31 protein-coding genes, 1 tRNA gene and 1 pseudogene are annotated in these 22,286 nt (G+C 46.0%); 25 read left to right on the top strand and 8 right to left on the bottom strand.

What is annotated here, in order from left to right; translation table 11 throughout:
- Nucleotides 1–801: 801 nt before the first annotated feature.
- From Q0198_RS10075 to Q0198_RS10065, 3 genes are all read right to left on the bottom strand, one after another.
- Nucleotides 802–966 (bottom strand): hypothetical protein, encoded by a 165-nt coding sequence (locus Q0198_RS10075; RefSeq protein WP_297897674.1) that lies wholly within the window; start codon nt 964–966, stop codon nt 802–804.
- Between the two features lie 104 nt (nt 967–1,070).
- Nucleotides 1,071–1,406: a hypothetical protein gene (locus tag Q0198_RS10070; RefSeq protein WP_297897671.1), complete on the bottom strand. Its 336-nt coding sequence runs from the start codon at nt 1,404–1,406 to the stop codon at nt 1,071–1,073.
- Between the two features lie 82 nt (nt 1,407–1,488).
- Nucleotides 1,489–2,820, bottom strand: coding sequence for a hypothetical protein (locus Q0198_RS10065; RefSeq protein ID WP_297897668.1), 1,332 nt, complete (start codon nt 2,818–2,820; stop codon nt 1,489–1,491).
- Nucleotides 2,821–3,099: 279 nt separating this feature from the next.
- Here Q0198_RS10065 and rpsJ point away from each other — a divergent pair, with 279 nt between their 5' ends.
- From rpsJ to Q0198_RS09950, 23 genes and pseudogenes are all read left to right on the top strand, one after another.
- Nucleotides 3,100–3,411 carry a 30S ribosomal protein S10 gene (gene rpsJ, locus Q0198_RS10060; RefSeq protein WP_005869011.1) on the top strand — a complete coding sequence of 104 codons (312 nt, stop codon included), beginning with the start codon at nt 3,100–3,102 and terminating at the stop codon, nt 3,409–3,411.
- Between the two features lie 11 nt (nt 3,412–3,422).
- Nucleotides 3,423–4,001, top strand: a complete 579-nt coding sequence (gene rplC, locus Q0198_RS10055; protein WP_297897665.1) for a 50S ribosomal protein L3 — start codon at nt 3,423–3,425, stop codon at nt 3,999–4,001.
- Nucleotides 3,998–4,612: a 50S ribosomal protein L4 gene (gene rplD, locus Q0198_RS10050; protein ID WP_297897663.1), complete on the top strand. Its 615-nt coding sequence runs from the start codon at nt 3,998–4,000 to the stop codon at nt 4,610–4,612. The genes rplC and rplD overlap by 4 nt, the downstream gene beginning before the upstream one ends.
- 1 nt (nt 4,613) lies before the next feature.
- Nucleotides 4,614–4,895 (top strand): 50S ribosomal protein L23, encoded by a 282-nt coding sequence (locus tag Q0198_RS10045; protein WP_177387640.1) that lies wholly within the window; start codon nt 4,614–4,616, stop codon nt 4,893–4,895.
- Nucleotide 4,896: 1 nt separating this feature from the next.
- The gene (gene rplB / locus Q0198_RS10040) at nt 4,897–5,727 is read left to right on the top strand and encodes a 50S ribosomal protein L2 (RefSeq protein ID WP_297897660.1); all 831 of its coding nucleotides are present in this window, start codon (nt 4,897–4,899) and stop codon (nt 5,725–5,727) included.
- Nucleotides 5,728–5,729: 2 nt separating this feature from the next.
- On the top strand, nt 5,730–6,011 hold the full coding sequence (rpsS, locus tag Q0198_RS10035; protein ID WP_005869002.1) for a 30S ribosomal protein S19: 282 nt from the start codon (nt 5,730–5,732) through the stop codon (nt 6,009–6,011).
- A 9-nt stretch (nt 6,012–6,020) separates the two neighbouring features.
- Nucleotides 6,021–6,332: pseudogene (gene rplV / locus Q0198_RS10030) on the top strand (50S ribosomal protein L22); the annotation flags it as partial.
- A 21-nt stretch (nt 6,333–6,353) separates the two neighbouring features.
- Nucleotides 6,354–7,049: a 30S ribosomal protein S3 gene (gene rpsC, locus Q0198_RS10025; protein ID WP_005868997.1), complete on the top strand. Its 696-nt coding sequence runs from the start codon at nt 6,354–6,356 to the stop codon at nt 7,047–7,049.
- 2 nt (nt 7,050–7,051) lie between these two features.
- Entirely contained in the window at nt 7,052–7,477 is a 426-nt protein-coding gene (gene rplP / locus Q0198_RS10020) for a 50S ribosomal protein L16 (protein WP_005868996.1), read from the top strand.
- Nucleotides 7,464–7,646, top strand: a complete 183-nt coding sequence (gene rpmC, locus Q0198_RS10015) for a 50S ribosomal protein L29 (RefSeq protein ID WP_005868995.1) — start codon at nt 7,464–7,466, stop codon at nt 7,644–7,646. Before rplP ends, rpmC begins: the two co-directional genes overlap by 14 nt.
- Before the next feature lie 9 nt (nt 7,647–7,655).
- A complete protein-coding gene (rpsQ, locus tag Q0198_RS10010; RefSeq protein ID WP_005868994.1) occupies nt 7,656–7,907 on the top strand; it encodes a 30S ribosomal protein S17 in 252 nt (83 codons plus the stop codon).
- Nucleotides 7,907–8,275, top strand: a complete 369-nt coding sequence (gene rplN, locus Q0198_RS10005) for a 50S ribosomal protein L14 (protein ID WP_005868993.1) — start codon at nt 7,907–7,909, stop codon at nt 8,273–8,275. Before rpsQ ends, rplN begins: the two co-directional genes overlap by 1 nt.
- Nucleotides 8,275–8,508, top strand: a complete 234-nt coding sequence (gene rplX, locus Q0198_RS10000; RefSeq protein WP_005868992.1) for a 50S ribosomal protein L24 — start codon at nt 8,275–8,277, stop codon at nt 8,506–8,508. Before rplN ends, rplX begins: the two co-directional genes overlap by 1 nt.
- 2 nt (nt 8,509–8,510) lie before the next feature.
- Nucleotides 8,511–9,056, top strand: coding sequence for a 50S ribosomal protein L5 (gene rplE, locus Q0198_RS09995; RefSeq protein WP_291938590.1), 546 nt, complete (start codon nt 8,511–8,513; stop codon nt 9,054–9,056).
- 1 nt (nt 9,057) lies between these two features.
- A complete protein-coding gene (locus Q0198_RS09990; protein ID WP_005868990.1) occupies nt 9,058–9,243 on the top strand; it encodes a type Z 30S ribosomal protein S14 in 186 nt (61 codons plus the stop codon).
- Between the two features lie 9 nt (nt 9,244–9,252).
- Nucleotides 9,253–9,648, top strand: coding sequence for a 30S ribosomal protein S8 (gene rpsH, locus Q0198_RS09985; RefSeq protein ID WP_005868989.1), 396 nt, complete (start codon nt 9,253–9,255; stop codon nt 9,646–9,648).
- 77 nt (nt 9,649–9,725) lie between these two features.
- Nucleotides 9,726–10,262, top strand: coding sequence for a 50S ribosomal protein L6 (rplF, locus tag Q0198_RS09980; protein ID WP_297897658.1), 537 nt, complete (start codon nt 9,726–9,728; stop codon nt 10,260–10,262).
- A 10-nt stretch (nt 10,263–10,272) separates the two neighbouring features.
- On the top strand, nt 10,273–10,629 hold the full coding sequence (rplR, locus tag Q0198_RS09975; protein WP_297897655.1) for a 50S ribosomal protein L18: 357 nt from the start codon (nt 10,273–10,275) through the stop codon (nt 10,627–10,629).
- Between the two features lie 15 nt (nt 10,630–10,644).
- Nucleotides 10,645–11,088 (top strand): 30S ribosomal protein S5, encoded by a 444-nt coding sequence (gene rpsE / locus Q0198_RS09970; protein ID WP_005868986.1) that lies wholly within the window; start codon nt 10,645–10,647, stop codon nt 11,086–11,088.
- Nucleotides 11,089–11,100: 12 nt separating this feature from the next.
- Nucleotides 11,101–11,502 carry a 50S ribosomal protein L15 gene (gene rplO, locus Q0198_RS09965; RefSeq protein ID WP_297897653.1) on the top strand — a complete coding sequence of 134 codons (402 nt, stop codon included), beginning with the start codon at nt 11,101–11,103 and terminating at the stop codon, nt 11,500–11,502.
- Nucleotides 11,502–12,767 carry a preprotein translocase subunit SecY gene (gene secY / locus Q0198_RS09960; RefSeq protein ID WP_295150643.1) on the top strand — a complete coding sequence of 422 codons (1,266 nt, stop codon included), beginning with the start codon at nt 11,502–11,504 and terminating at the stop codon, nt 12,765–12,767. Before rplO ends, secY begins: the two co-directional genes overlap by 1 nt.
- A complete protein-coding gene (gene map, locus Q0198_RS09955; RefSeq protein WP_297897650.1) occupies nt 12,768–13,526 on the top strand; it encodes a type I methionyl aminopeptidase in 759 nt (252 codons plus the stop codon).
- Between the two features lie 468 nt (nt 13,527–13,994).
- Nucleotides 13,995–16,034: a sulfatase-like hydrolase/transferase gene (locus Q0198_RS09950; RefSeq protein ID WP_297897647.1), complete on the top strand. Its 2,040-nt coding sequence runs from the start codon at nt 13,995–13,997 to the stop codon at nt 16,032–16,034.
- A 173-nt stretch (nt 16,035–16,207) separates the two neighbouring features.
- On the opposite strand, the gene Q0198_RS09945 is transcribed toward Q0198_RS09950, so the two are convergent.
- Nucleotides 16,208–16,924, bottom strand: a complete 717-nt coding sequence (locus Q0198_RS09945; protein WP_297897645.1) for a PAS domain-containing protein — start codon at nt 16,922–16,924, stop codon at nt 16,208–16,210.
- A gap of 141 nt (nt 16,925–17,065) precedes the next feature.
- On the opposite strand from Q0198_RS09945, the gene Q0198_RS09940 reads away from it, so the two are divergent.
- Both Q0198_RS09940 and Q0198_RS09935 read left to right on the top strand, forming a co-directional pair.
- A complete protein-coding gene (locus tag Q0198_RS09940; RefSeq protein ID WP_297897643.1) occupies nt 17,066–17,452 on the top strand; it encodes a RidA family protein in 387 nt (128 codons plus the stop codon).
- An 8-nt stretch (nt 17,453–17,460) separates the two neighbouring features.
- Complete coding sequence (locus Q0198_RS09935; RefSeq protein WP_297897626.1) at nt 17,461–18,546, top strand: threonine synthase; 1,086 nt, start codon at nt 17,461–17,463, stop codon at nt 18,544–18,546.
- A 406-nt stretch (nt 18,547–18,952) separates the two neighbouring features.
- Here Q0198_RS09935 and Q0198_RS09930 read toward each other — a convergent pair whose 3' ends face one another.
- From Q0198_RS09930 to tkt, 4 genes are all read right to left on the bottom strand, one after another.
- Nucleotides 18,953–19,501: a GrpB family protein gene (locus Q0198_RS09930; RefSeq protein WP_297897623.1), complete on the bottom strand. Its 549-nt coding sequence runs from the start codon at nt 19,499–19,501 to the stop codon at nt 18,953–18,955.
- Nucleotides 19,502–19,536: 35 nt separating this feature from the next.
- Nucleotides 19,537–19,624: transfer RNA gene (locus Q0198_RS09925), tRNA-Ser, on the bottom strand.
- Nucleotides 19,625–19,919: 295 nt separating this feature from the next.
- Nucleotides 19,920–20,330 (bottom strand): GyrI-like domain-containing protein, encoded by a 411-nt coding sequence (locus Q0198_RS09920; protein ID WP_297897709.1) that lies wholly within the window; start codon nt 20,328–20,330, stop codon nt 19,920–19,922.
- A gap of 27 nt (nt 20,331–20,357) precedes the next feature.
- Entirely contained in the window at nt 20,358–22,286 is a 1,929-nt protein-coding gene (gene tkt / locus Q0198_RS09915) for a transketolase (RefSeq protein ID WP_297897620.1), read from the bottom strand.

Below are 22,286 nucleotides of genomic sequence, written 5' to 3'. Positions count from 1 at the left end.
TGTAATTTATATAAAATTTCGCTTTTCGCTCCGTTTTATAAAATAATAAATTCACAATATGGCATTGGAATTTTAAAATTTTATGATGATGAAATTTTAAAATTTACAGGGCATGGTTTGTGTGATAATTTTAATTTTGAGGTAAAATTTGTCGCTTCACTGCAAAATTTAATTCCTAAATCTCGGAATTTTATGAAATAAAATTTTAAGATTTAGGCGTGCGGAATTTTGCTACGAAATTTAAAATTTTTGCTTGAATTTCACATTTGTATCGCATTAATTTGGGCTTTCGTAGAATTTAGCATTATAAATTTACGCTGTAGCCTGCTCGTTTGGTTTATAAATTTTGCTACCGCCGCAAAAATTCCATCGTGTTCGCACGCGAGAAATTCCGTCGCATTTGCACGAGCGAAATTCTGCCACTAATCACAAAAAGCGCGGCATCAAGCGCAAATCCTCGCTACGGGTAAAATTCTGTCATTGACGATAAAAGCTAGATTTATCGATACAACAATTCTTGAAGCGCGGTAGAATTTACTAACGACGATAAAAGCACAGTGTGGTTGTGGCGAAATTTAAATTTGCGCCCGCCGAATTCCGCCGCGCCGTCATTTTGTCGTTTAAATTTTAAATTCCATCCGCATCGGTTTCGCCAAAGCTAGGCATAAAGCCTGATGATTAACTCTCTGGCGAGCGCTAAAATCACGACGAAGATTGTAAATTTTAATAAAGATTTTTGTCGTATCGCGACAAGCATGACGATGCCAAATAAAACGAGCGCAATATCTAAAAATGTATCTTTCATGCGCTCAACTGAAATTTAATCAAAATCCCAAGTATGATAAGAAGTATTATAAGGCGCAGGATTGAGCGCATGGAGGATAGATCACCAAATTCTTTGTCATATTCCTTTTTTACATCCCACTCAGCTTTCCATGCGAACATTTTTACTATAAAATCCAGCATTTTCATCTCCTTTTTAAGGCTAGTCGCATAAAAACGAAATTTTGTCGCGCCACGTGAAATTAAAGAATTCTATCTAATTGGCGCTTAAAATTTTTAATTTTGAACTATTTGTCGGCGTTTTGGACGAGCGCTTTTTCGTATTTTTCGATAAAGCTTCGCCCTGACTCGCATAGACGGTAGATGAAAATCTTCGACGCCTTGCCCGCATCAAAGCTCGTATCTTTGATGCTCTCTCGCTCCAGATAGCCCCAGTTTTTATGGATGATGTCGAGAGTCGATTTGATTGAGGTGTAGTTGCGTCCGCTCGCAGCCGCAAACTCGTTCACGGGCCTCATAAACTCCGCATCACTTTGCTTGTTACGGCATAAAAGCCCATCCTCACCTTGCGATTCGACTAGTTTTAGCGTTTCATAAATGAGTTTGTCTTTTAATTTGATCATTGGCTTTCCCTTATGTAATTGATATGGGTTTGCCAAAATTATATCATAAAATTTATATTTTTATGATATGAGATGTCAATAATCAGAAGCTAAGCGCGAATTCATAAAACGGCACTACATCGCAGCGGATACCCTCAATCTCGAGCCTACCGGAGTTTGCCATAGACACAACTTTTAAGCTCGTGATACCGAGCTTCTTGAGCGCGCTTAAAATTTTGCGGAATTTTAAAAAGATAATGTCTGCGTCGCTGAAAGGAATGACGAGAACCCCCATCTTTAGAGCAGGCAGGTAAAAATCCAGCTCTTTTGTGTAAAAAATCGGCGTATTTAGTCCTAAAAGCTCGCAAAAAAGGACGTTGGCAAATTTTTTCGAGAAGTCCTTTTTGCTTGTTAAAATTTCGCGCATATTAAAATGCGAAAAATATAGTTTTTTTGCGCGCGCGGGCTCGCCAGCTTTGCTTAAAAATCTGATGAAATTTTCCCGCTCAAGTTTAGCGATGGTGCCGTATACGGCGTCTTTGGAGATCTTGATGCGCGGCTTTAGCGCGGTGTAAATTTTATTTGCGCTAAATGCGGCGTGGACGAAGCTTAGGCACTCTTTGAGGATTAAAATCTCCGTGCGGCTAAAGTTTGCCGCAAGCAGCCTCTGCTCGAATTCTAAAATTTCAGCGGGGGTTATGAAGGGGTTTTTTGCGCCGCCGCCTTGGGCTAAAAACGCCGAAATCATAGAGTTTATCTCGTTGTGGCGCTTGTCGAAGGCGATAAATTCTTCAAATGAAAGCGGCAAAAGCTCAAGCCGCTCAAAGCCCGGCAGGGCCAACTCTCTATCGCGAGTAGAAATTATAAAGCGCTTTAAATTTAGCCCCTCGGCGAAGCTTTGAAGCGATGAAATTTCAAAATCGGCACTACTGAAATTATCCAGAAAAAGCGATGAAATTTGCTCGTTGGTGGCTAAAAATTCTTTGATCTTGCGGAAGAAATTCTCGCTCCTGTTTTTTATGCCACCCGACTCCGCATTTTTTGCGTTGTTTAAGCCGTTTGCGCTTTCATTTTTTGTATCTGTATTTTTTATGGCGGCGCAGTAAATTTTATCTATATCCGAAATATCTGCATCGAGCGTAGTTTCTCCGCTTATTTCATTCTCATTTACTTCGCTGCCGTTTGTATTGTCCGCGCTATTTTTAACCGCAGCGATCGTGCCGCCCGCTACCATATCCTCAAGGCGTAGATCGGTTAAATTTAGATACAAAATTTCATCTTTTTTAAGTTCCGAAATTTCATTTTTCAGCACGGCGCTTTTGCCGGAATTTAGCACTCCGTAGATTATGGTTTTGGGAGAGTTTATACCTCTTTTGCGCGGGATAAAGCCCGCAAATTCCGGTGGATTTTCGTAAAAAAATTTTAGATCATTCATGGCGAGTATTTTAAAATTTTCCTTATTAAAAGGAAATAAATCTGAAAAATCCTATGAAATTTTTATATCTATTTCAAATTTATCTAAAATTTTTGTATTGAAAATTTCCAGCACCCTAAAAATTTTCGAAATTCTATATATTTTTCCTTATTAAAAGGAAATATTTCCATAAAATTTGGCTATTTTCTTGACAAAAAGGGAGCGCTTTTATATAATGTGCGTCTTTTGTTTGAAACAAAAGGTCGCGCGTTGCGACAAGTTCTTTATTAAGGAAAAGTGATGCAAAAAATTAGGTTAAAACTCAAGGCTTATGACCATCGAGTTTTAGATCGCACAGTTTCGGCTATCGTTGAAGCCGTAAAAAGAACAGGTGCGGACGTCAGAGGTCCCGTGCCGATGCCTACGAAGATTAAGCGCTACACCGTTTTAAGATCTCCGCACGTAAATAAAGACTCCAGAGAGCAGTTTGAGATGAAAATTCACGCTCGTATGCTAGACATCGTAGCGGCTACGCCAGATACGGTTGATTCGCTAACTAAGCTTGATTTGGCTCCGGAAGTCAACGTCGAAGTTCACGCGATGGGCAAATAAGGGGTAAAACAATGGAATATATTGTAGAAAAAATAGGTATGAGTAGGACGATCGACACGAGCAGCACGCCCGTGACTCTTTTGCGACTTATCAATACCAAAATTTGCGAAGTTTGCGATGAGAAAAAAGCTATCGTAGCCTACGCAGACGGAAAAGCGTATAACAAAGCTATCGCCGGAATTCAAAAGAAATATAGCCTAAGCAAGGAATTTAATAAATTTGCGACTCTAGGCTTAGAAAATGCCGAGCTTGGCGATCAAAATTTAGATGTTTTGAGCGGAGCAAAGATCGTAAAAGTAAGCTTCAGATCCAAGGGCAAGGGCTATCAGGGCGTTATTAAGCGCCATGGCTTTGCGGGCGGTCCTGCAGCGCACGGTAGCCGCTTCCACCGAAGGCCTGGTTCTATTGGCAACTGCGAGTGGCCCGGTCGCGTTCAGCCTGGTATGAGGATGGCGGGACACACTGGAAACGAAACGATCACTGCTAAAAACGAAGTCGTAAGCTTTGATGCCGAGAATAAAATTTTAGTGCTTAAGGGCTCGGTTCCTGGATTTAACGGTGCAATGGGCAGAATAAGGATAGTAAAATGAGTAAAGTAAGCGTGCTTAACGAAAAACTAGAAAAAGCAAGCGAAATTGAAATTCCTGCGAAATTTTCGGAAGTCAATTCGCACAATCTATATTTGTACGTCAAATCTTACCTTGCTTCGCTTCGTGCAAATACGGCTAACGCTAAAACTCGCGCCGAGGTTAGCGGCGGCGGTAAAAAACCGTGGCGACAAAAGGGTCGCGGCGGCGCACGCGCGGGCTCAACTAGAACTAACGTCTGGGTAGGCGGCGCGGCCGCATTCGGTCCGACTAACGAGCGAAATTACGAGCAGAAGGTCAATAAAAAGCAAAAACGACTTGCGCTGGAATTTGCTATTAATGAGAAAGCAAACGAGGGTAAAATTTTTATATTCGACGATTTGGAGCTAAAAAGCGGCAAGACTAAAGACGCGGCAAATTTTATTAAGAAACTAGGCGCTAGAGATGCGTTGATCGTTAAAAACGAGCTAGACGCACAAACTCTTTTGGCTTATAGAAATCTTAAGAATTGCTATGTCGTCGATGCAAGCGAGGTCAATGCTTACCTAATCGCAGTTTACGGCTCGGTCGTATTCGAAAAAGCGGCATTTGAATCAATAGTGAAAGAGGACTAAAATGGCAGATATAACAGATATCAAAACGATCCTTTATACGGAAAAGTCTCTCGGTCTTCAAGAAAACGGCGTGGTCGTTATCCAAACTAGCCCGTCGGTTACGAAAAACGGACTAAAGAGCGTTTTGAAGAACTATTTCGGGATCACTCCGCTAAAGATAAATTCTTTAAGACAGGACGGCAAGGTAAAAAGATTTAGAGGTAAAATGGGCGCTAGAAACGATGTGAAAAAATTCTACGTCAAGCTACCTGAGGGCGCAAGCCTAGAAAGCGTGGAGGCGTAAAATGGCGATTAAAACTTATAAACCGTATACTCCAAGTAGAAGATTTATGACCGGGCTTAGCAGCGAGGATATCACTGCAAAAGCTAGCGTTAGAGGCTTGCTTGTTAAAATTCCTGCCGCAGCCGGAAGGAACAATAACGGCCGCATTACTAGCCGCCATAAACAAGCTGGAGCCGCTAAACTTTATAGAATTATCGATTTTAAGCGAAATAAATTCGGCGTTGCCGGCAAGGTCGAGGCGATCGAATACGATCCGAATCGCAACTGCCGTATCGCATTGATCTCATACGCAGACGGCGAGAAGCGCTACATTATCAAGCCTAACGATCTTAAAGTGGGCGACGTGGTAGCCGCTGCCGAGGGCGGATTAGATATTAAACCGGGCAATGCGATGAAGATGAAAAATATCCCTGTGGGAACTATCCTGCATAATATCGAGTTAAAACCGGGCAAAGGCGCTCAAATGGCGCGTAGCGCCGGAGGCTATGCTCAGCTAATGGGTAAAGAGGAAAAATACGTCATTTTACGTCTGCCTAGCGGCGAGATGAGAAGAGTGCTCGCAGAGTGCATGGCTAGTATCGGCGTAGTGGGTAACGAAGAGTGGGCAAACGTCGTCATCGGTAAAGCCGGACGCAATCGCCACAGAGGTATCCGTCCTCAAACCAGAGGTTCTGCAATGAACCCGGTCGATCACCCACACGGCGGTGGCGAGGGTAAGAAAAACTCCGGCCGCCATCCGGTAACTCCGTGGGGCAAACCGACGAAGGGCTATAAAACTCGCCATAAAAAAGCGAGCGATAAGCTTATAATTTCAAGAAGGAAAGGAAAATAAAAATGGCTAGATCGCTAAAAAAAGGTCCTTTCGTAGATGATCACGTAATGAAAAAAGTCGTTGCGGCAAAGAAAGCCGGCGATAACAAACCGATCAAGACTTGGTCGAGACGAAGCACGATCGTGCCTGAGATGATCGGACTTACGTTTAACGTTCATAACGGAAAGAATTTTATCCCGGTTTACGTCACCGAGCATCATATCGGTTATAAATTAGGCGAGTTCGCTCCTACACGCACTTTCAAGGGCCACAAAGGCTCCGTGCAGAAAAAGATCGGCAAGTAAGGATAGAATATGAGTAAATCAACTATTAAATTTGTTCGCCTTTCGCCGACAAAAGCAAGACTTATTGCAAAACAAATTCAAGGCATGAATGCGGAATTTGCCCTTGCTACTTTGGAATTTACGCCTAATCGCGGTGCAAAATATATCGCTACGGCGATTTCAAGCGCGGTTGCAAACGGCGGCTTTGAGCCTGAAGAGGTCGTAGTTACCAGCTGCCGAGTGGATGCGGGTCCCGTACTTAAGAGGTTTCGTCCGCGCGCCAGAGGTACGGCTAGCCGTATCCGCAAACCTACTTCGCACATCATCGTCGAAGTAGCAAAACCAAGTAAGAAGGAAGCGTAAATGGGACAGAAAGTAAATCCTATCGGTTTAAGATTAGGAATTAATCGAAATTGGGAGTCTAGATGGTTTCCTTCTAAAGCGACGCTTTCCGAGAGTATCGGCGAGGACTACAAGATCCGCAAATTTTTAAAAGCTAAGCTTTATTATGCGGGAATTAGCCAAATTCTTATCGAAAGAACGGCTAAGAAAATTCGCGTAACGATCGTAGCCGCAAGACCGGGTATCATCATCGGCAAAAAAGGCGGCGAGGTCGAAAATTTAAGAAGCGAAGTCGTTAAGCTAGTCAATAAAGACATAGCCATTAATATCAAAGAGGAGCGCAAAGTAGGCTCGAACGCACTCTTGGCTGCAGAAAACGTAGCCATGCAGCTAGAGCGCCGCGTTGCATTCCGCCGTGCTATGAAAAAGGTCATCCAAGGCGCTCAAAAAGCAGGCGCAAAGGGAATTAAAATTTGCGTCGCAGGTCGCTTGGGCGGTGCGGAGATGGCTAGAACCGAATGGTATTTGGAGGGACGCGTTCCGCTTCATACTCTAAGGGCTAGGATCGATTACGGCTTTGCCGAAGCGCATACGACCTACGGTAATATCGGCATTAAGGTTTGGATCTTTAAGGGTGAAATTTTACAAAAAGGCATCCAGGCTGAAAAGACCGATGATGCGCCTAAAAAAACACGCAGACCAAGAAGAGGTAAATAGTTATGTTGATGCCAAAAAGAACAAAATACCGCAAGATGATGAAAGGTCGCAATCGCGGCTACGCGACGAGAGGAAATTCCTTGACGTTCGGTGATTTCGGTATCAAAGCGGTAGAGGCGGGTAGGGTAAATTCTCGCCAGATCGAAGCGGCTCGTGTCGCGATGACGCGCTTCGTAAATCGTCAAGCTAAAATTTGGATTAAGGTATTCCCAGACAAGCCGCTTACCAAAAAACCTCTACAAACTCGTATGGGTAAGGGTAAGAGCGGTGTAGAAGAGTGGGTAATGAATATAAAACCGGGCAGGATCATTTTCGAGATGACCGGCGTTAGCGAAGAGGTTGCTAAAGAGGCGCTTATGCTTTCGATTCATAAACTACCTTTTAAAACGAAAATCGTAAGTAGGGAAAGCGAAAATGAAATATACTGATTTGAAAGATAAAGATTTAGCTGAGCTAAATTCTATGTTGAAACAAAGTAAGTTGCTTTTATTTACGGCTAGACAAAAGCTAAAAACTATGCAGCTAAGCAATCCTAACGAGATTCGCGCTATCAAAAAAGATATCGCTAGAATCAATACAGCTATTAAAGCGAAATAAGGATAGGTTATGGCATTTAAAAGAGAAATTCAAGGCGTAGTCGTAAAGAAGGCGGGCGATAAAACAGCTACCGTTTTGGTAGAGCGAAGGGTTATGCACCCTAGATATAGAAAGATCGTAAAAAGATTTAAAAAATATCTGATCCACGATGAAAACAACGTCGTGAAGATCGGCGACACGATATCTGCGATCGAGTGCAGACCGCTAAGCGCTAGAAAATCGTTTCGCTTAAAAGCGGTTTTGAAAACAGGAGTTGAATAATGATACAGAGTTTTACCAGACTTGCGGTAGCTGATAATAGCGGCGCAAAAGAACTTATGTGTATTAAAGTTTTGGGCGGCAGCAAGAGAAGATACGCCACAATCGGCGATATTATCGTTTGCTCTGTAAAAAAAGCGCTCCCTAACGGCAAGATCAAGCGCGGTCAAGTAGTAAAAGCCGTAGTCGTTCGTACGACTAAAGAGTTGCACAGAGGCAACGGCTCACTAATTAGATTCGATGAGAACGCAGCCGTTATTTTGGATTCAAAAAAAGAGCCGATCGGCACTCGTATTTTCGGTCCTATCGGTAGAGAGGTCAGATACGGCGGTTTTATGAAGATCGTTTCGCTGGCTCCGGAGGTTTTATAATGGCAGTAAAATTTAAGATTAAAAAAGGCGATCAAGTAAAGATCATCGCAGGTGACGATAAGGGTAAAACAGGCACTGTTAAGGCAGTGTTTCCTAAAAAAGCTCAAGTTATCGTCGAGGGTTGTAAAATGGCTAAAAAGGCTATCAAACCAACCGAGCAAAATCCGCAAGGCGGCTTTACAAGCAAAGAGATGCCTATGGATATTTCAAACGTTGCGTTGGTAGAGGGTTGATTATGAGCAGACTAAAAGATAAATACGCTAATTCCATCAGAGCTGCTTTGCAGAAAGAATTTGATATAAAAAATCCTATGCTTATCCCGGCGCTTGAAAAGATCGTTATCAGTGTAGGAACGGGCGAATCGAGCAAAGATCAAAAAGTGCTTCAAAATATGGCCGATACCATCTCGCTGATCGCAGGTCAAAAAGCGCTTATCGTCAATGCAAAAAAATCGGTTGCCGGCTTTAAAGTGCGCGAAGGTTTTCCGGTAGGCATAATGGTTACGTTACGAAAAGAGCAGATGTTCGCCTTCCTAGACAAACTGATCTCTATTGCGCTTCCTAGAGTTAAGGATTTCCGAGGACTACCTAGAACGGGCTTTGACGGACGCGGCAATTACAATTTCGGTTTACAAGAGCAGCTGATGTTCCCAGAGGTCGAATACGATCAAATTTTAAGAACTCACGGTATGAATATAACCGTCGTAACGACTACAAATAACGATAAAGAGGCATTTAAATTGCTAGAGTTATTCGGCATGCCTTTTGCAAAAGGAAAATGATATGGCAAAAAAATCAATGGTAGCCAAGGCGAAACGCCCCGCTAAATTTAGCACTCGCGCATATACCAGATGTCAAATTTGCGGTCGTCCGCACTCCGTTTATAAGGATTTTGGAATTTGTCGCGTTTGCCTTCGCAAGATGGCAAACGAGGGCTTAATCCCGGGTCTAAAAAAAGCAAGCTGGTAAGGAGAAGAGATGATTAACGATCTTATTTCAGATGGATTAACTCGCATCAGAAATGCTGCGATGCGAAGGCTAGATACGACTAAGCTTTTTCACTCAAATGTCGTTGAGGCTATGCTTAAAATTTTAGCCGAGAAGGGCTATATCGAGAGCTACAACGTAGTAGAGGAAAACAATAAAAAGATCATCAACGTAGTGCTTAAATACGACGAAAAGGGCAGGAGTGTCATAAACGAAGTTAAAAGGATTTCGACTCCGGGTCGCCGCGTATATCAAGGCAAAGACGAGATCAAGCGCTTCAAGAACGGCTACGGAACCGTCGTCGTTAGCACAAGCAAAGGCGTTATGAGCGGTATCGACGCGCACAAAGCCGGCGTCGGCGGCGAAGTGCTTTGCACGATCTGGTAAGAAGTTTCTACTTTTTATGGCATTGTGGTATCCATTCGTAAAAGTAGACATACCCTAGACAAATAAAAAGGAAAATTATGTCAAGAATTGGTAAAAAACCGATCTCTATTCCAAACGGCTTAGAGGTCAAAATCGACGGCTCGTCGTTAAAATTTAAAAAATCGAATAACGAAAAAGAGCTTGATTTAAAAGGTCATGTCGATGTAAAAATCGAAGACGGAAAGATAGAATTCTCACCTAAGGGCGAGGATAGACAGAGCAGGGCGTATTGGGGAACATACCGCGCTTTAGCTAACAATATCGTCCTTGGTCTTACCGAGGGCTTTTCAAAGCAGCTTGAAATCAACGGCGTCGGCTATAGAGCCGCGATGAAGGGCAAAGTACTTGAGCTAAATTTGGGCTTTTCGCATCCGATAAATTTTGAATCTCCAAAAGGAATCGAAATTTCCGTAGATAAAAACGTCGTAACCATCAAAGGCGACGACAAGCAGCAAGTAGGTCAAGTAGCAGCCGAGATTAGAGGATTCAGACCGCCTGAGCCGTATAAGGGTAAAGGCATCAAGTATCTTGAAGAGCATATTATCCGCAAAGCCGGAAAAACAGCTAAGAAATAAGGGTTGAGAAATGACACAGAACGTATTAAAAAGAAAGATCTCTTTACGAATCAAGAGAAAAAGAAGAATTCGCGCTAAAATTTCAGGCGTCGCATCTTGCCCTAGAATTTCTATTTTCAAATCCAATAGAACCGTCTACGCTCAGGCTATCGACGACGCGGCGAGCGTGACTTTGTGCGCCAGTAGCGGTAAGGTTTTAAATTTAAAGGCAAATAAAGAGGGCGCGGCTAGCCTAGCTAAAGATTTGGCTTCCAAGCTAAAGGATAAAGGCATCTGCGAGGCGCTTTTCGATCGCAACGGCTATTTGTATCACGGCGTAATCGCAAGCTTTGCCGAGTCGTTACGCCAAAACGGCATCAAACTATAACCCAAAGGAATGATTGTGGAAAAGTATAATAGAGAAGAATTCGAAGAGGTAATCGTCAATATCGGTAGGGTTACGAAGGTCGTTAAAGGCGGTAGAAGGTTTAGGTTTACGGCTCTTATCGTAGTAGGCAATAGAAACGGCTTGGTAGGCTTTGGCTTTGGTAAGTCCAAAGAGGTTCCCGATGCGATTAAAAAAGCGGTAGACGATGCGTTTAAAAATATTATCAAGGTAAATTTAAACGGTTCTACCATCACTCACGATATTGAAGTTAAATACAATGCGAGCAAAATTTTACTTAAGCCAGCGAGCGAAGGTACTGGCGTTATCGCAGGCGGTTCAGTCCGCCCAGTTTTGGAGCTTGCGGGTGTTAAAGATATCCTCACCAAATCGCTAGGTTCAAACAACTCCTCAAATGTCGTAAGAGCTACGATGAAAGCTCTTAGTATGTTAAAACACTAACAAGGATAAAAGATGGGATTAGAAAATCTTAAAAAAGCCCCAGGCTCAACTCACGCTACTAAGCGCTTGGGTCGCGGTCAAGGAAGCGGCTTAGGTAAAACTGCGGGTCGCGGCGGAAAGGGTCAGACCGCACGCACCGGCTCTCACGAAAAAAGAGGCTTCGAGGGCGGTCAGCAGCCGATTCAGCGAAGGCTTCCGAAGGTAGGTTTTACTTCTAAATTTGAAAAACCTTACGTGATCAATGTCGATAAAATCGAAGCTATCAAAGATCTTAGTGAGATTACGATCGAAAGCATCAAATCCGTTCATAAAATTTCAAATTCCGTTAAAAAGATCAAGCTGATCGGCGTAGGCGTAAAAGCGCTCGCTAGCAAGATCAAAGACGAGAACGTAAAATTTAGCGGACAAAAATAATGAATAAATCGCTACGCAACAAAATTCTCATTACTTTGGGCTTTCTTTTTGCCTATAGGTTGCTAGCTTACGTGCCGGTTCCGGGAGTGGACGTTGAGGTTATAAAGCAATTTTTTCAAAACAATAGCAACAACGCTTTTGGAATGTTTAATATGTTTAGCGGTAACGCGGCGGAGCGATTCAGCGTTATCTCGCTAGGCATTATGCCTTATATTACTGCTTCTATCATTATGGAGCTGCTTGCCGCAACCTTTCCAAATTTAGGCAAACTCAAAAAAGAGCGCGACGGTATGCAGAAATATATGCAGATCATCCGATATGCTACCATCGCAATCGCCATGGTTCAATCCATCGGCGTTAGCATCGGCTTACAGGGCATTCACGGACAGACCGGAGCACCTGCGATAATGGCCGAAAATACCAACGAGTTTGTTTTTATCTCGTGCATTTCGATGCTGGCAGGCACCATGCTTTTGATGTGGATCGGCGAGCAGATTACGCAACGCGGCGTCGGTAACGGCACCAGCCTTATTATCTTTGCAGGTATCGTAAGTGCCATCCCTAGAGCGATCGGAAGTACTGTAAATTTAGTAAATACCGGTGAGATGAACGTTTTAAAGCTAATCGCGATCGTGCTAATTATCCTGGCTACTATCGGGGCAATTTTATATGTGGAGCTGGGCGAACGCAGAATTCCGGTATCGTTTTCGCGCAAGGTATTGATGGCGAATCAAAACAAGCGCATTATGAATTACGTGCCGATCAAGCTAAATTTAAGCGGCGTCATTCCGCCTATTTTTGCAAGCGCGATTTTGATGTTTCCGACTACAATTTTGCAGGCAAGCACCAATCCAATCATCCAAAAGATCCACGATTTCCTAAGCCCTAGCAATTACTTCTTTAACTTTTTGACCTTTGTGTTGGTTATATTTTTCGCTTATTTTTATGCGTCAATTGCTTTTAATTCCAAGGACATTAGTGAAAATTTAAAGAAGCAGGGCGGATTTATCCCGGGCATTCGTCCGGGCGAGGGAACGGCGAGCTTTTTAAACGAAGTCGCCAGCCGTCTTACGTTTTGGGGCTCGATCTATCTCGGGCTAGTAACCGTCATCCCGTGGCTGCTCGTTAAATTTATGGGCGTGCCGTTTTATTTCGGCGGCACCAGCGTGCTGATCGTCGTCTCCGTCGCTCTTGATACGATGAGACGCATCGAAGCGCAGATCTATATGAACAAATATCAGACCCTAAGCGCGGTCGGGCTATAAATGGCGATTTTGCTTAAAACAAAAAAAGATTTAGAGGGGCTGCGCGCAGCGAACAAGATCGTTGCGCAGGCCCTTGATTACGCAGCTTCTTTCATAAAGCCGGGTCTTAGCCTGCTCGAAGTCGATAAAAAGATCGACGATTTCATCACATCCAAAGGCGCATATCCCGCTTTTAAGGGGCTATACGGCTTTCCAAACGCCGCCTGCCTCTCGTTAAATGAAGTCATCATCCACGGCATCCCCGACGAGACGATCTTGCAAGAGGGCGATATCTTAGGCGTCGATTTGGGCTCGAAACTAAACGGATATTTCGGCGACAGTGCACGCACTCTGCCCGTCGGCAAAATTTCAAAAGCCGACGAAGATCTCATCGCATGCAGTAAGGACACGCTAGAGTTTGCCATCAAAACGATCAGGGTAGGGATGCACTTCAAAGAGCTAAGCTTCGAGATCGAGAAATTTATCCGTGCGCGCGGCTTCGTGCCGCTATATGGCTTCTGCGGCCACGGCATCGGCAAGCACCCGCACGAAGAGCCTGAGATCCCAAACTATCTAGAAGGTAACAATCCAAAATCAGGCCCCAAAATCAAAAACGGCATGGTCTTTTGTATCGAGCCGATGATCTGCCAAAAGGACGGCACGCCGGTCATCGCCGAGGATAAGTGGAGCACGAGAAGCAAGGACGGACTTCGTACTAGCCACTACGAGCATTGCATGGCGGTTTTCGACGGTAAGGTAGAAGTCCTAAGCGTCGCGTAGAATTTCCGCGCAAAAGCTGGCTCAGCCTAGTTAAAATTTTTTCACTTTGTCGGTGCAAAATTCCGCCTGCGATTAGATTTCGACAATTTTGCATCGCTCGCGTCTTGGAATTTTACCTCAGCCGCTTCATGCATAAATTTTTATCCAAAAGCCTTTTGAAACCTATCGCACTAGAAATTTTAAAAGCCAAGATTTTAGCTCATGCTTTCTGTTTTTAAAGCCTCGTTTTGTAGCTTCGCTCTTAGATCCGCTTTCAATTAAAATTTAGCCTCAAAATTCCGCCATCCAATCTCAAACTCTACGTATCTTTAAAATTTGGCTGTAAAATTTAAAGCGTAAAAAGGATGCAAGTAAGCGAGCTCAAAGCTTTAAGCGGCTAATATTGCGCCTTGATTTTAAAGCGAAAATATGTCGCGCTATGCAGAGTGCGCGTCGTCGCGTCTCTTCGTACAAGGCAGGAAATATAAAATGAGAGAAAAATTTTATGTAGCGCTAGCAAATATAGGCGGGCTTATGGCGCGGACGAAAGCGGGTAGGCTTATAGCGCGCTTGCTTATGAAAATCGACCGCGGCTTTTTTACCGCGCTTCGCGAGCGTCCCGTATGGAGGGTGTTTTGGCTTAGCACGGCGCTATGCTTGCTTGCGTGCTGGGCTAAGATACATTATCAGATTAACGGACCCATCTTTGCCTACATCGCCGAGAGTTTCCCGGTGGTATTCATCATAAATTTGCTCATCTTTCACCTCTGCTATCTGCTTAGCGGGCGATTTTTTAAGCTCGTTTCGTTCGTGTTACTAGCGCTAATTGCGCTAATTGCGAGTGTGGCTTTATTTTTGATCGTAAATTTCGATTCAAGCTTCAACGTCGTGGCGATCGACGCGCTTGTGCATACCGATGCAGCAGAGACGCGCGAGTTTGTTTCGCAGTTTCTTAACCCTGCGACGATTTTGTATCTAGCGGTGCTGCTTGGCTGCATCTTTGCAGCGCTAAGAGCAGAGCGAAGAAAGGAGGAGCAAACGCATAGCGGTCTAAGATTGCTGCTAGCAGCGCTTTATCTTATCTATGGCACGATCTTTTGCGCGGATATTGCCGTCAAAGCTTCCCAGGGCAAGCAGGGCTATATAACCAAGCTATCGCAATACGTCCCGCTGGAGTTTGCCTTTACGATAAAAGACTATCTAAGCGATAAAAATTTCATCACCGATATGCGCGAAGTGCAGCTCGGATATGATGAGGCTAAGCGCGCGAACGAAAGCGTTTTAAAAGGCGGCGCAAATTCAGATCCGCAAAGCTCTGCTTTGGGCTCCGCGTCTGAAAATTCCGCGCCCGCACCAAGTGCTCAGGCGCAAAATTCCAGCTTAAATTTAAATTCTACGTTTGCTTCGGGCGCTGAGCCGCAAAGCTGGGGCGAGACTTTAAATTCTGCGCCGCAAAGCCCCAGCGTGATTTCAAATTCTAAAAACCCTGAGGCCGCTACAAACCCCGCCTTGCAAAAGTCTCGCGTCAAAAATATCATCCTAATAATCGGTGAGAGCTTGCAGCGCGGGCATATGTCGCTCTACGGCTACGGCGTTAAAAATACACCGCTTTTGGAGGGTCTCGAGGCGAGCGGCAATCTGATAAAATTTGGCGATACAATCTCGCCTTACGGCACGACTAATCAGGTGCTGATGCGGCTTTTAAATTTCAGCGATTACGAAAGCGAGCGCAAAAGGGCGTGGTTTCGCAACCTTAGCATCATTGATATGTTTAAGCTAAGTGGCTACCGCACCTTTTGGATCAGCAATCAAGAGGCTTTCGGCGCGCATGCGTTAAGCGCTAAAAGCGCTGCCGATCGCGCGGACGCGGAATCCTTCCTCTCAAAGAGTAATCTTTATGAAACCGTCCGCATCAAGCCTGATGGAGTGCTGCTTCCACTCATAAATCAGGCGAAAACGGGGCAAGGTGAGCGAAATTTCTACGTGATCCATCTCATTGGCAGCCATATGGATTACAGCCTGCGCTATCCCGAGGGATTTGGCAAGTTTAGCGCGGCGGATGTAAAGGCAAAACTTACTTCCAAGCAGAAAGAGGTCATAGCGTATTACGATAACAGTGTGCTTTACAACGATTTTGTCATAAATGAAATTTTTAAAATTTTTTCGGGTGATGACAGTCTCATCGTCTATCTTAGCGATCACGGAGAGAATTTATACGAAAATGGACGCCTTGGGCACGGCATGGAGAGCCGCTTTACTTACGAAATCCCGCTGATTTTCATAGGCTCTCGCGAGTTTTTGAGCGATCACGCTAAACTATGGCAGAGGCTAGCTGCGGCGAAAGATAAGCCTTTTATGAGCGATGATTTAGCGCATTTGCTAGCAGATATTATCGGTGTCGCGCCACTTGAGTTTGACGAGCGCAAAAGCCCGATACGATCGGATTTTAATACTTCACGCAAGCGAATTGCTAACGGAGTCGATTATGACGAGAAATTAAAGAATACGAAGGGCTACGAGTTCGAGTAACAGATGAGTTTTGCTTTTATGCCGTTACATGCTGCATAAAATAGGAATTAGTATGTCCTGCTTTTTGATTGGTTCATCAAATTCAGATTAAAATTTGCGCCACCCCATATGGCTACGCTGATAAAAAGACGCGCAACGCTTGTTAAATTTTAGATCAAATTTATGCACCGCGGCTAGCTCTCCTTCTTTACCTCATCCATATACGAGTAAATCGTGACTTTCTGCGTCCTAAGCGCCTTTGCGACGAGCTCCACCGCGCCCTTTACCTCAAAAATCCCTTTTTGCACGAGGAATTTTACGATACGCTTTCGATCCTCTTTCTTCATCCCCTCCACATCCAGATCGTGCGTAGCCGATGCGATCAGGTCTTGGACGATGTCAAGGATATTTTGCTGCAAATCGTTAGAGCTTTGTGTTTCTAAATTTACGCCGTTCTTTAAGCTCGCCCCGTCTAATGCCGCGCTATTGCAGCTTTCGTCGGTAAAATTTGCGCCCTGCAGCTCCTTGCTATCGAGCTTTGCATTCGGCAGTAGATTTTTTATTGCTTTGTATGCCGCGATGGCGCTTGAGGTATCGATATTTACGCATAGCGCGCCTACTACCTTGCCGTTTGCGCCGCGGATCAGCGAAGTAGAGGAGCGTATGAGCTTGCCGCTTTGCGCGGTGAAGTAGTAGTTTGCGGTGCAGTCGTTTTCAAAATTTTTGCTTAGCAACACATCCTTTACCAGATGATCGAAGCTTTGGCCGATCCTCCTGCCCGTTACGTCGCCTAGGACGAAAACGACGGAGCTTTGCGGCGTGCTCATATCGTGGATGACCACCTCGCAATCGCCGATCGTATTTTTAATAAGGTGCGCGGTCGGTATAAAGGTCTGCAAAAGTTGGTTCAATTCGGGCTCCTTAAATTTCATATAAAAAAATCTATAAATTTAGATTAAATTTTAAAATTTTGCAAATTTATAGAAATAGTTATATATTTTTAATAAATTTAGAGTAAAATTATATAAAATTTTATATGCAAAGGAGCTTAAATGAAAGAAATTTATCCAACCGGTTTCGCGCCGAAAAAGGCGCATTATGCGCCGGGCATCTTAGACGACGACGGTATGCTCTACGTCTCGGGGCAGCTAAGCGTGGATCCGCGCACGGGGGCCGTTCCGGAGGGTCTTGCTGCGCAGGCCGCGCAGGCTCTAAGCAACGTCGCGGCAGTCCTAGCCGCCGCGGGCGTGGATAAAAACGATGTACGGATGTGCCGCGTCTATACGCCGAGTGTCGAGAACTGGGACGTGATCGACGAGCAGTACGCGCTGTTTTTCGGCGCGCACAAGCCCGCCCGCGTCGTGGTGCCGACTACGGCTCTACACTTCGGCTGCCTCGTAGAGATCGAGGCCGTCGCAAAAATCAAAGAGAAAAAATAGGAGCGAAAATGAGCGATTTCATCTGCACGGGCTGCGGCAAGCACGCGCCCATCGATACTTTGAGCTACAAATGCGACTGCGGCGGGCTGTATAAACTAAACTCCGACGCGCCTAAATTTAACCCCGCGCTCGTAGATCAAAGCGAGTTTAGCATCTTTAGATACCGAAGATTTATGGGCATCGACACGGCTAAATTTAGAGAAATTTCGATGGGCGAGGGGCTCACGGCGAGCGTAAAATTTGGCGAAAATCTCTATCTTAAGCTCGATTACGCGATGCCTACGCTTTCGTTTAAAGACCGCGGCGCGGCGGTTTTGGTGCTGCACGCCAAAAATATCGGCGTGAAAAAGGTGCTACAAGACTCCAGCGGCAACGCGGGCAACGCCGTGGCGGCGTACTGCGCTCGCGCGGGCATCGAGTGCGAAATTTACGTCCCGAAGGGCACGTCGCCTAAAAAGATCGATATGATCAAAAGCCACGGCGCGCACGTCACGGTCTTTGACGGTAGCCGCGACGAGACGGCGGACGCGTGCCGCAAAAAGGCCGCGCAGGAGCAGATCTATTACGCCAACCACGTTTATAATCCGATCTTTTACGAGGGCACGAAGAGTTACATTTATGAGATCTACGAGCAGCTGGGCAGGATGCCGCGCAATATCTTCATCCCCGTGGGCAACGGCACGCTGCTGCTGGGTGCTCAAGCGGCGTTAGGCGAGCTATATGAGGGCGGTCTTATCGAGGCGCTGCCGAAAATTTTCATCGTTCAGGGCGAGCGTTGCGCTCCGCTTTTTGACGCTAAAGGTGCGGCGCGTGCGATAGAGCCGCAGCCGACGCTAGCGGAGGGCATCGCGATCGCAAGACCGATGCGCGCGGGCGAAATTCTTGGCTCTAGCTACGCTGGCGAGCGCGAGGTGATCTTGGCGAGCGAGAGCGATATACTGCCTGCCAGAGCGGCGCTTGCGCGCGGCGGATTTTACGTCGAGCACACAACCGCGGCTACCTATGCGGCGTATCTGCGCTACAAAGAAAGTCGCGATCTGCAAGGAGATAGCATCATTCCGCTTTGCGGTGCAGGGTTAAAGAGTGATCATTAAATTTAAGCGCTCGGCAAACTTGCGCGGCTAGCTAGCGGCGAGGAATTTAAAATTTTCGCCGCTTTAAATTTAGCGGATTTACGAGCCCATATTTTTGTGGAATGTTTAAAATTTATGACGCGTAGGCTTTTAAATTTAAATTTGCACCTAAGCGCGGAAATGAGCCTTAGCCCTTGGTATGATGCGATGATACGGCGCATTTTGTGGACGACTTTGCCGTTAGCTGGATTTGTAAATTTTATCTACGATAGCTAGGTGAGTGCCGTTTAAATTTGAAATTACGGTCAAAATTTTATAAAAATGATCTTACGGGGTGTGGCACTATCTACTCGTATCATTTATAAAATTTAGCCATTTTTATCGCTCTTGGAAAGCGAACTTATACGCAGAGATCAAATTTACGCGGCTATTTAGAGTTTTCTTTAGCGATACGCGTAAATTTAAGCACGAATTCGCTTTTTGCCGCAGTATAGGCGTCGCGGTCGAACTCGAAGCGCTTGCAAAGCTTTAATTTAAGCGCCTCGTACCGCCTGGCGATATCCGCATTCACCCGCAAAAAATCTCTAAAAAATATCTCGTCCGCATCACCGAAATTTCGCAGATGCACGTGAAAAACGCGCTCGGCAAATCCCGCTTCGGTATAGCCCTTATTTAGGCTGCAGCGGCTCCCCTTTTCGCTCATTAGCAGATAGCCCGCCTCTATCAAGCGCTGTTTGGCGACGGCAATATCCGAGCATTCGATCAAAATATCTACGATCGGCTTCGCCCAGATCCCGCTTACCGCGGTGCTGCCGATATGGTGGATCTTGATCTCGCCATGATCTTGCAGCAGGCCGCGTAAAATTTCGCGCTCCTGCCTAAAGTATTCGCCCCAGCGCGGATCGTGCGGTACGAGACGTATCGGAAAGAGCCGCCACAGCTCCTGCAGACTCATCGAAAGGAGTTTATTGCTCATCTTAACTCCCGAGTATTGGGTGAAATTTGAATGAATGGCGGGTAGATAGGGATTCGAACCCCAGAAGGCTGACGCCTTACGCGCTTTCGAGGCGCGCTCCTTCGACCGCTCGGACATCTACCCGAATGAAAATGTAATTTAAGCCAAAAATGGCTTAATAACAGATTTAAAAATGAAATTCCGCGCGAAATTTCGCCTGATTTTGCGAGCGGGGGTTGAAATTTAACGGCGCAAATTTAGATTTCGTTTTAAATCCACGGCTTAAGGCACGGCGCACTTTCGGCATAAAATTTATTTTCGCGCGCATAGTTTTGGGCTTTGGGCGCGGAATTTTACCCTTTAAATTAAAATTTTACGCAAAAGCTCATCGTCGCGGCGGTGAAAAATCACTCGCCGTTTATAAATTTCATGTGCCGCCCTACAAAACCGAGATAAAAATTTTGATCTTGTCTCCGCTGTAAAACTCAAAATCCGTTCTAAACGCTCTTTTTAGTTCGCCGGCCTCAAAAAAGCTCCAAATTTTGCTCCAAAATTTTGCTACGTTTTGCGGCTCATTTGGGAAACTAAAAACGGCATATTTGCCGCTTTTGATCTTTAAGGCTTCGTCGCTGCGGGGCGCTTTGGTGCCGATAAAGATATCGTAAAGCCCGTCGACGCCGTCTTCGTAATCGTAATAGACGCCGTAAATCTCGCTCCGCCCGTCATAGTACTCTTTCATAAATTTCGTCCACAGCGCGGGAATTTTACCACTCCCGCCTAGCTCGTCCGCGTTTTTCGTGCGAGCTTTTAACCCGTAAATTTTAAATCCGTCTAAATACGAAATTTTGATTTTTTCGCTCAAATTTCGTCCTTTCCGTTACTGCCCTAAAAGCTCTTTGGCCTGCTTAGCGATCGCTACGTCGGTGAAGCCGAAAAGCTTAAATAGCTCGCTCGCGTTGCCGCTCTCGCCGAAGCTTTGCATGCCGTGTACCGCGTCTGCAAATTTATACCATTCAAGGGCGCTTGCGGCTTCGACGGCCAAAATTTTAGTTTGCGGCTCTAGAATTTGCGCTAGATAGTCTGCGTCCTGCTCGCACAGAAGCTCGAAGCACGGCGCGCTTACGACGTTTGCGCCGATGCCTTGCTCTTGCAGGATCGCCGCCGCTTTTAGGCAGAGCGAGACCTCGCTACCGCTTGCGATGAGCGTGATCTGCGCCTCTTTACTCTGCCTTAGCAGATACGCGCCGTTTTGTACGTCGCCCAAGACCGCCTTAGGCAGCGGCTCAAGTCCCTGACGCGAGCAGACGAATGCCGCGGGCGCATTCAGAGCAAGCGCCGTGCGCCAGCATTTTACGTTTTCGTTGCCGTCTGCGGGGCGGAAGGTATAGAAGCCGGGCATCGCGCGGAAGGTGCTAAGCTGCTCTATAGGCTCGTGCGTCGGCCCGTCCTCGCCCACGCCGATGCTGTCGTGCGTGAAGACGAAATAGTGTCGCAAGCCCATCAGCGCCGCAAGTCTAGCGCCCGTCTTGAGATAGTCGCTGAAGATAAAAAACGTCGCGCTAAATGGGATGAAAAGTCCGTACCTCGCAAAGGCGTTGCCGATCGCCGCCATCGCGTGCTCGCGGATGCCGAAGTGTAAATTTTTGCCGCAAGGAAAGTCGCCGCCGCCCTTTAGCTCGGTCTTATTCGACGCCGCCAAATCGGCGCTTCCGCCCAAAAAGCCGGGCACCGCGTTTGCGATGGCGTTTAAAATTTTGCCGTTGCTATCGCGCGTGGCGACCTTAAGCCCGCTAAAATCAGGGAATTCTATCTTGCTAAAGTCGGGATTTAAAAGCTCGTTTAAAAGCGCTCTTTTTTCATCGCTTAGCTTCGCAAGCTTTTCCTTCCAAAGCCGCTCCTCCAAATCGCCTTTCTCAACCGCGGCGCGCGTTTCAAAAAGCACGTCCTCGCTTACGACGAAGCTTTGGGCGGGATCAAAGCCCAGGCTTTGCTTAGCGCGTGCAAGCAGCTCCTCTCCAAGCGGCGCGCCGTGCGTCTTGGCTGTGCCCTCAAGCTCTAGCGCCCCCTTGCCGATCGTGGTATTTGCGATGATGAGGTAGGGTTTGGTTTTGTTTTTGACCTCGTCAAGGACGAATTCTATCTGATCGAAATTATGCCCGTCGATGCGCGCGACCTCAAAGCCCTGCGCTTCAAATCGCACCTTCACGTCCTCAAACCACGCGATATCGGTGCTACCGTCGATCGTAATGCCATTAGAATCATAAATTATCGTTAGATTATCGAGGTTGTGTCTGCCCGCAAGCGCGCACGCTTCGTAGCTGATGCCCTCCTGTAGATCGCCGTCGCCGCAGAAGCAATAGACGCGGTGATCGATGATCTCGTTTCCTTCCTCGTTTAGTAGATGCACGGCGTATTTTGCGGCCATCGCAAATCCGACTGCGTTTGCGACGCCCTGTCCGAGTGGTCCGGTAGCGATCTCGACGCCGGGAGTGGTGATCTCCGGGTGACCCGGGGTTTTGGAGTGCAGGCGTCTGAAACTTTTCAAATCGTCCATGCTCAAATCGTATCCGCTAAGATAGAGGTAGCTATACACGAGTGCGCTTGCGTGCCCACCCGAAAATACGACGCGGTCGCGGTTTAGCCACGCGGGATTTTTGGGGTTGTGGCGAACCTTACTCATAAAGACGCTCATTACGTCGCTTAGCCCCATCGGCGTACCGGGATGGCCCGAGTTGGCGCTTTGGATCATATCCGCGCTTAGAAATTTGATCGTGTTTGAAATTTTACTTAGCTGCTCGCTCGACAT

The sequence above is a fragment of the uncultured Campylobacter sp. genome, assembly GCF_938045205.1.
GTDB lineage: Bacteria > Campylobacterota > Campylobacteria > Campylobacterales > Campylobacteraceae > Campylobacter_B.
The sequence above is the reverse complement of the archived record's forward strand: the minus strand, read 5'-3'. Positions and strand labels throughout refer to the sequence as shown.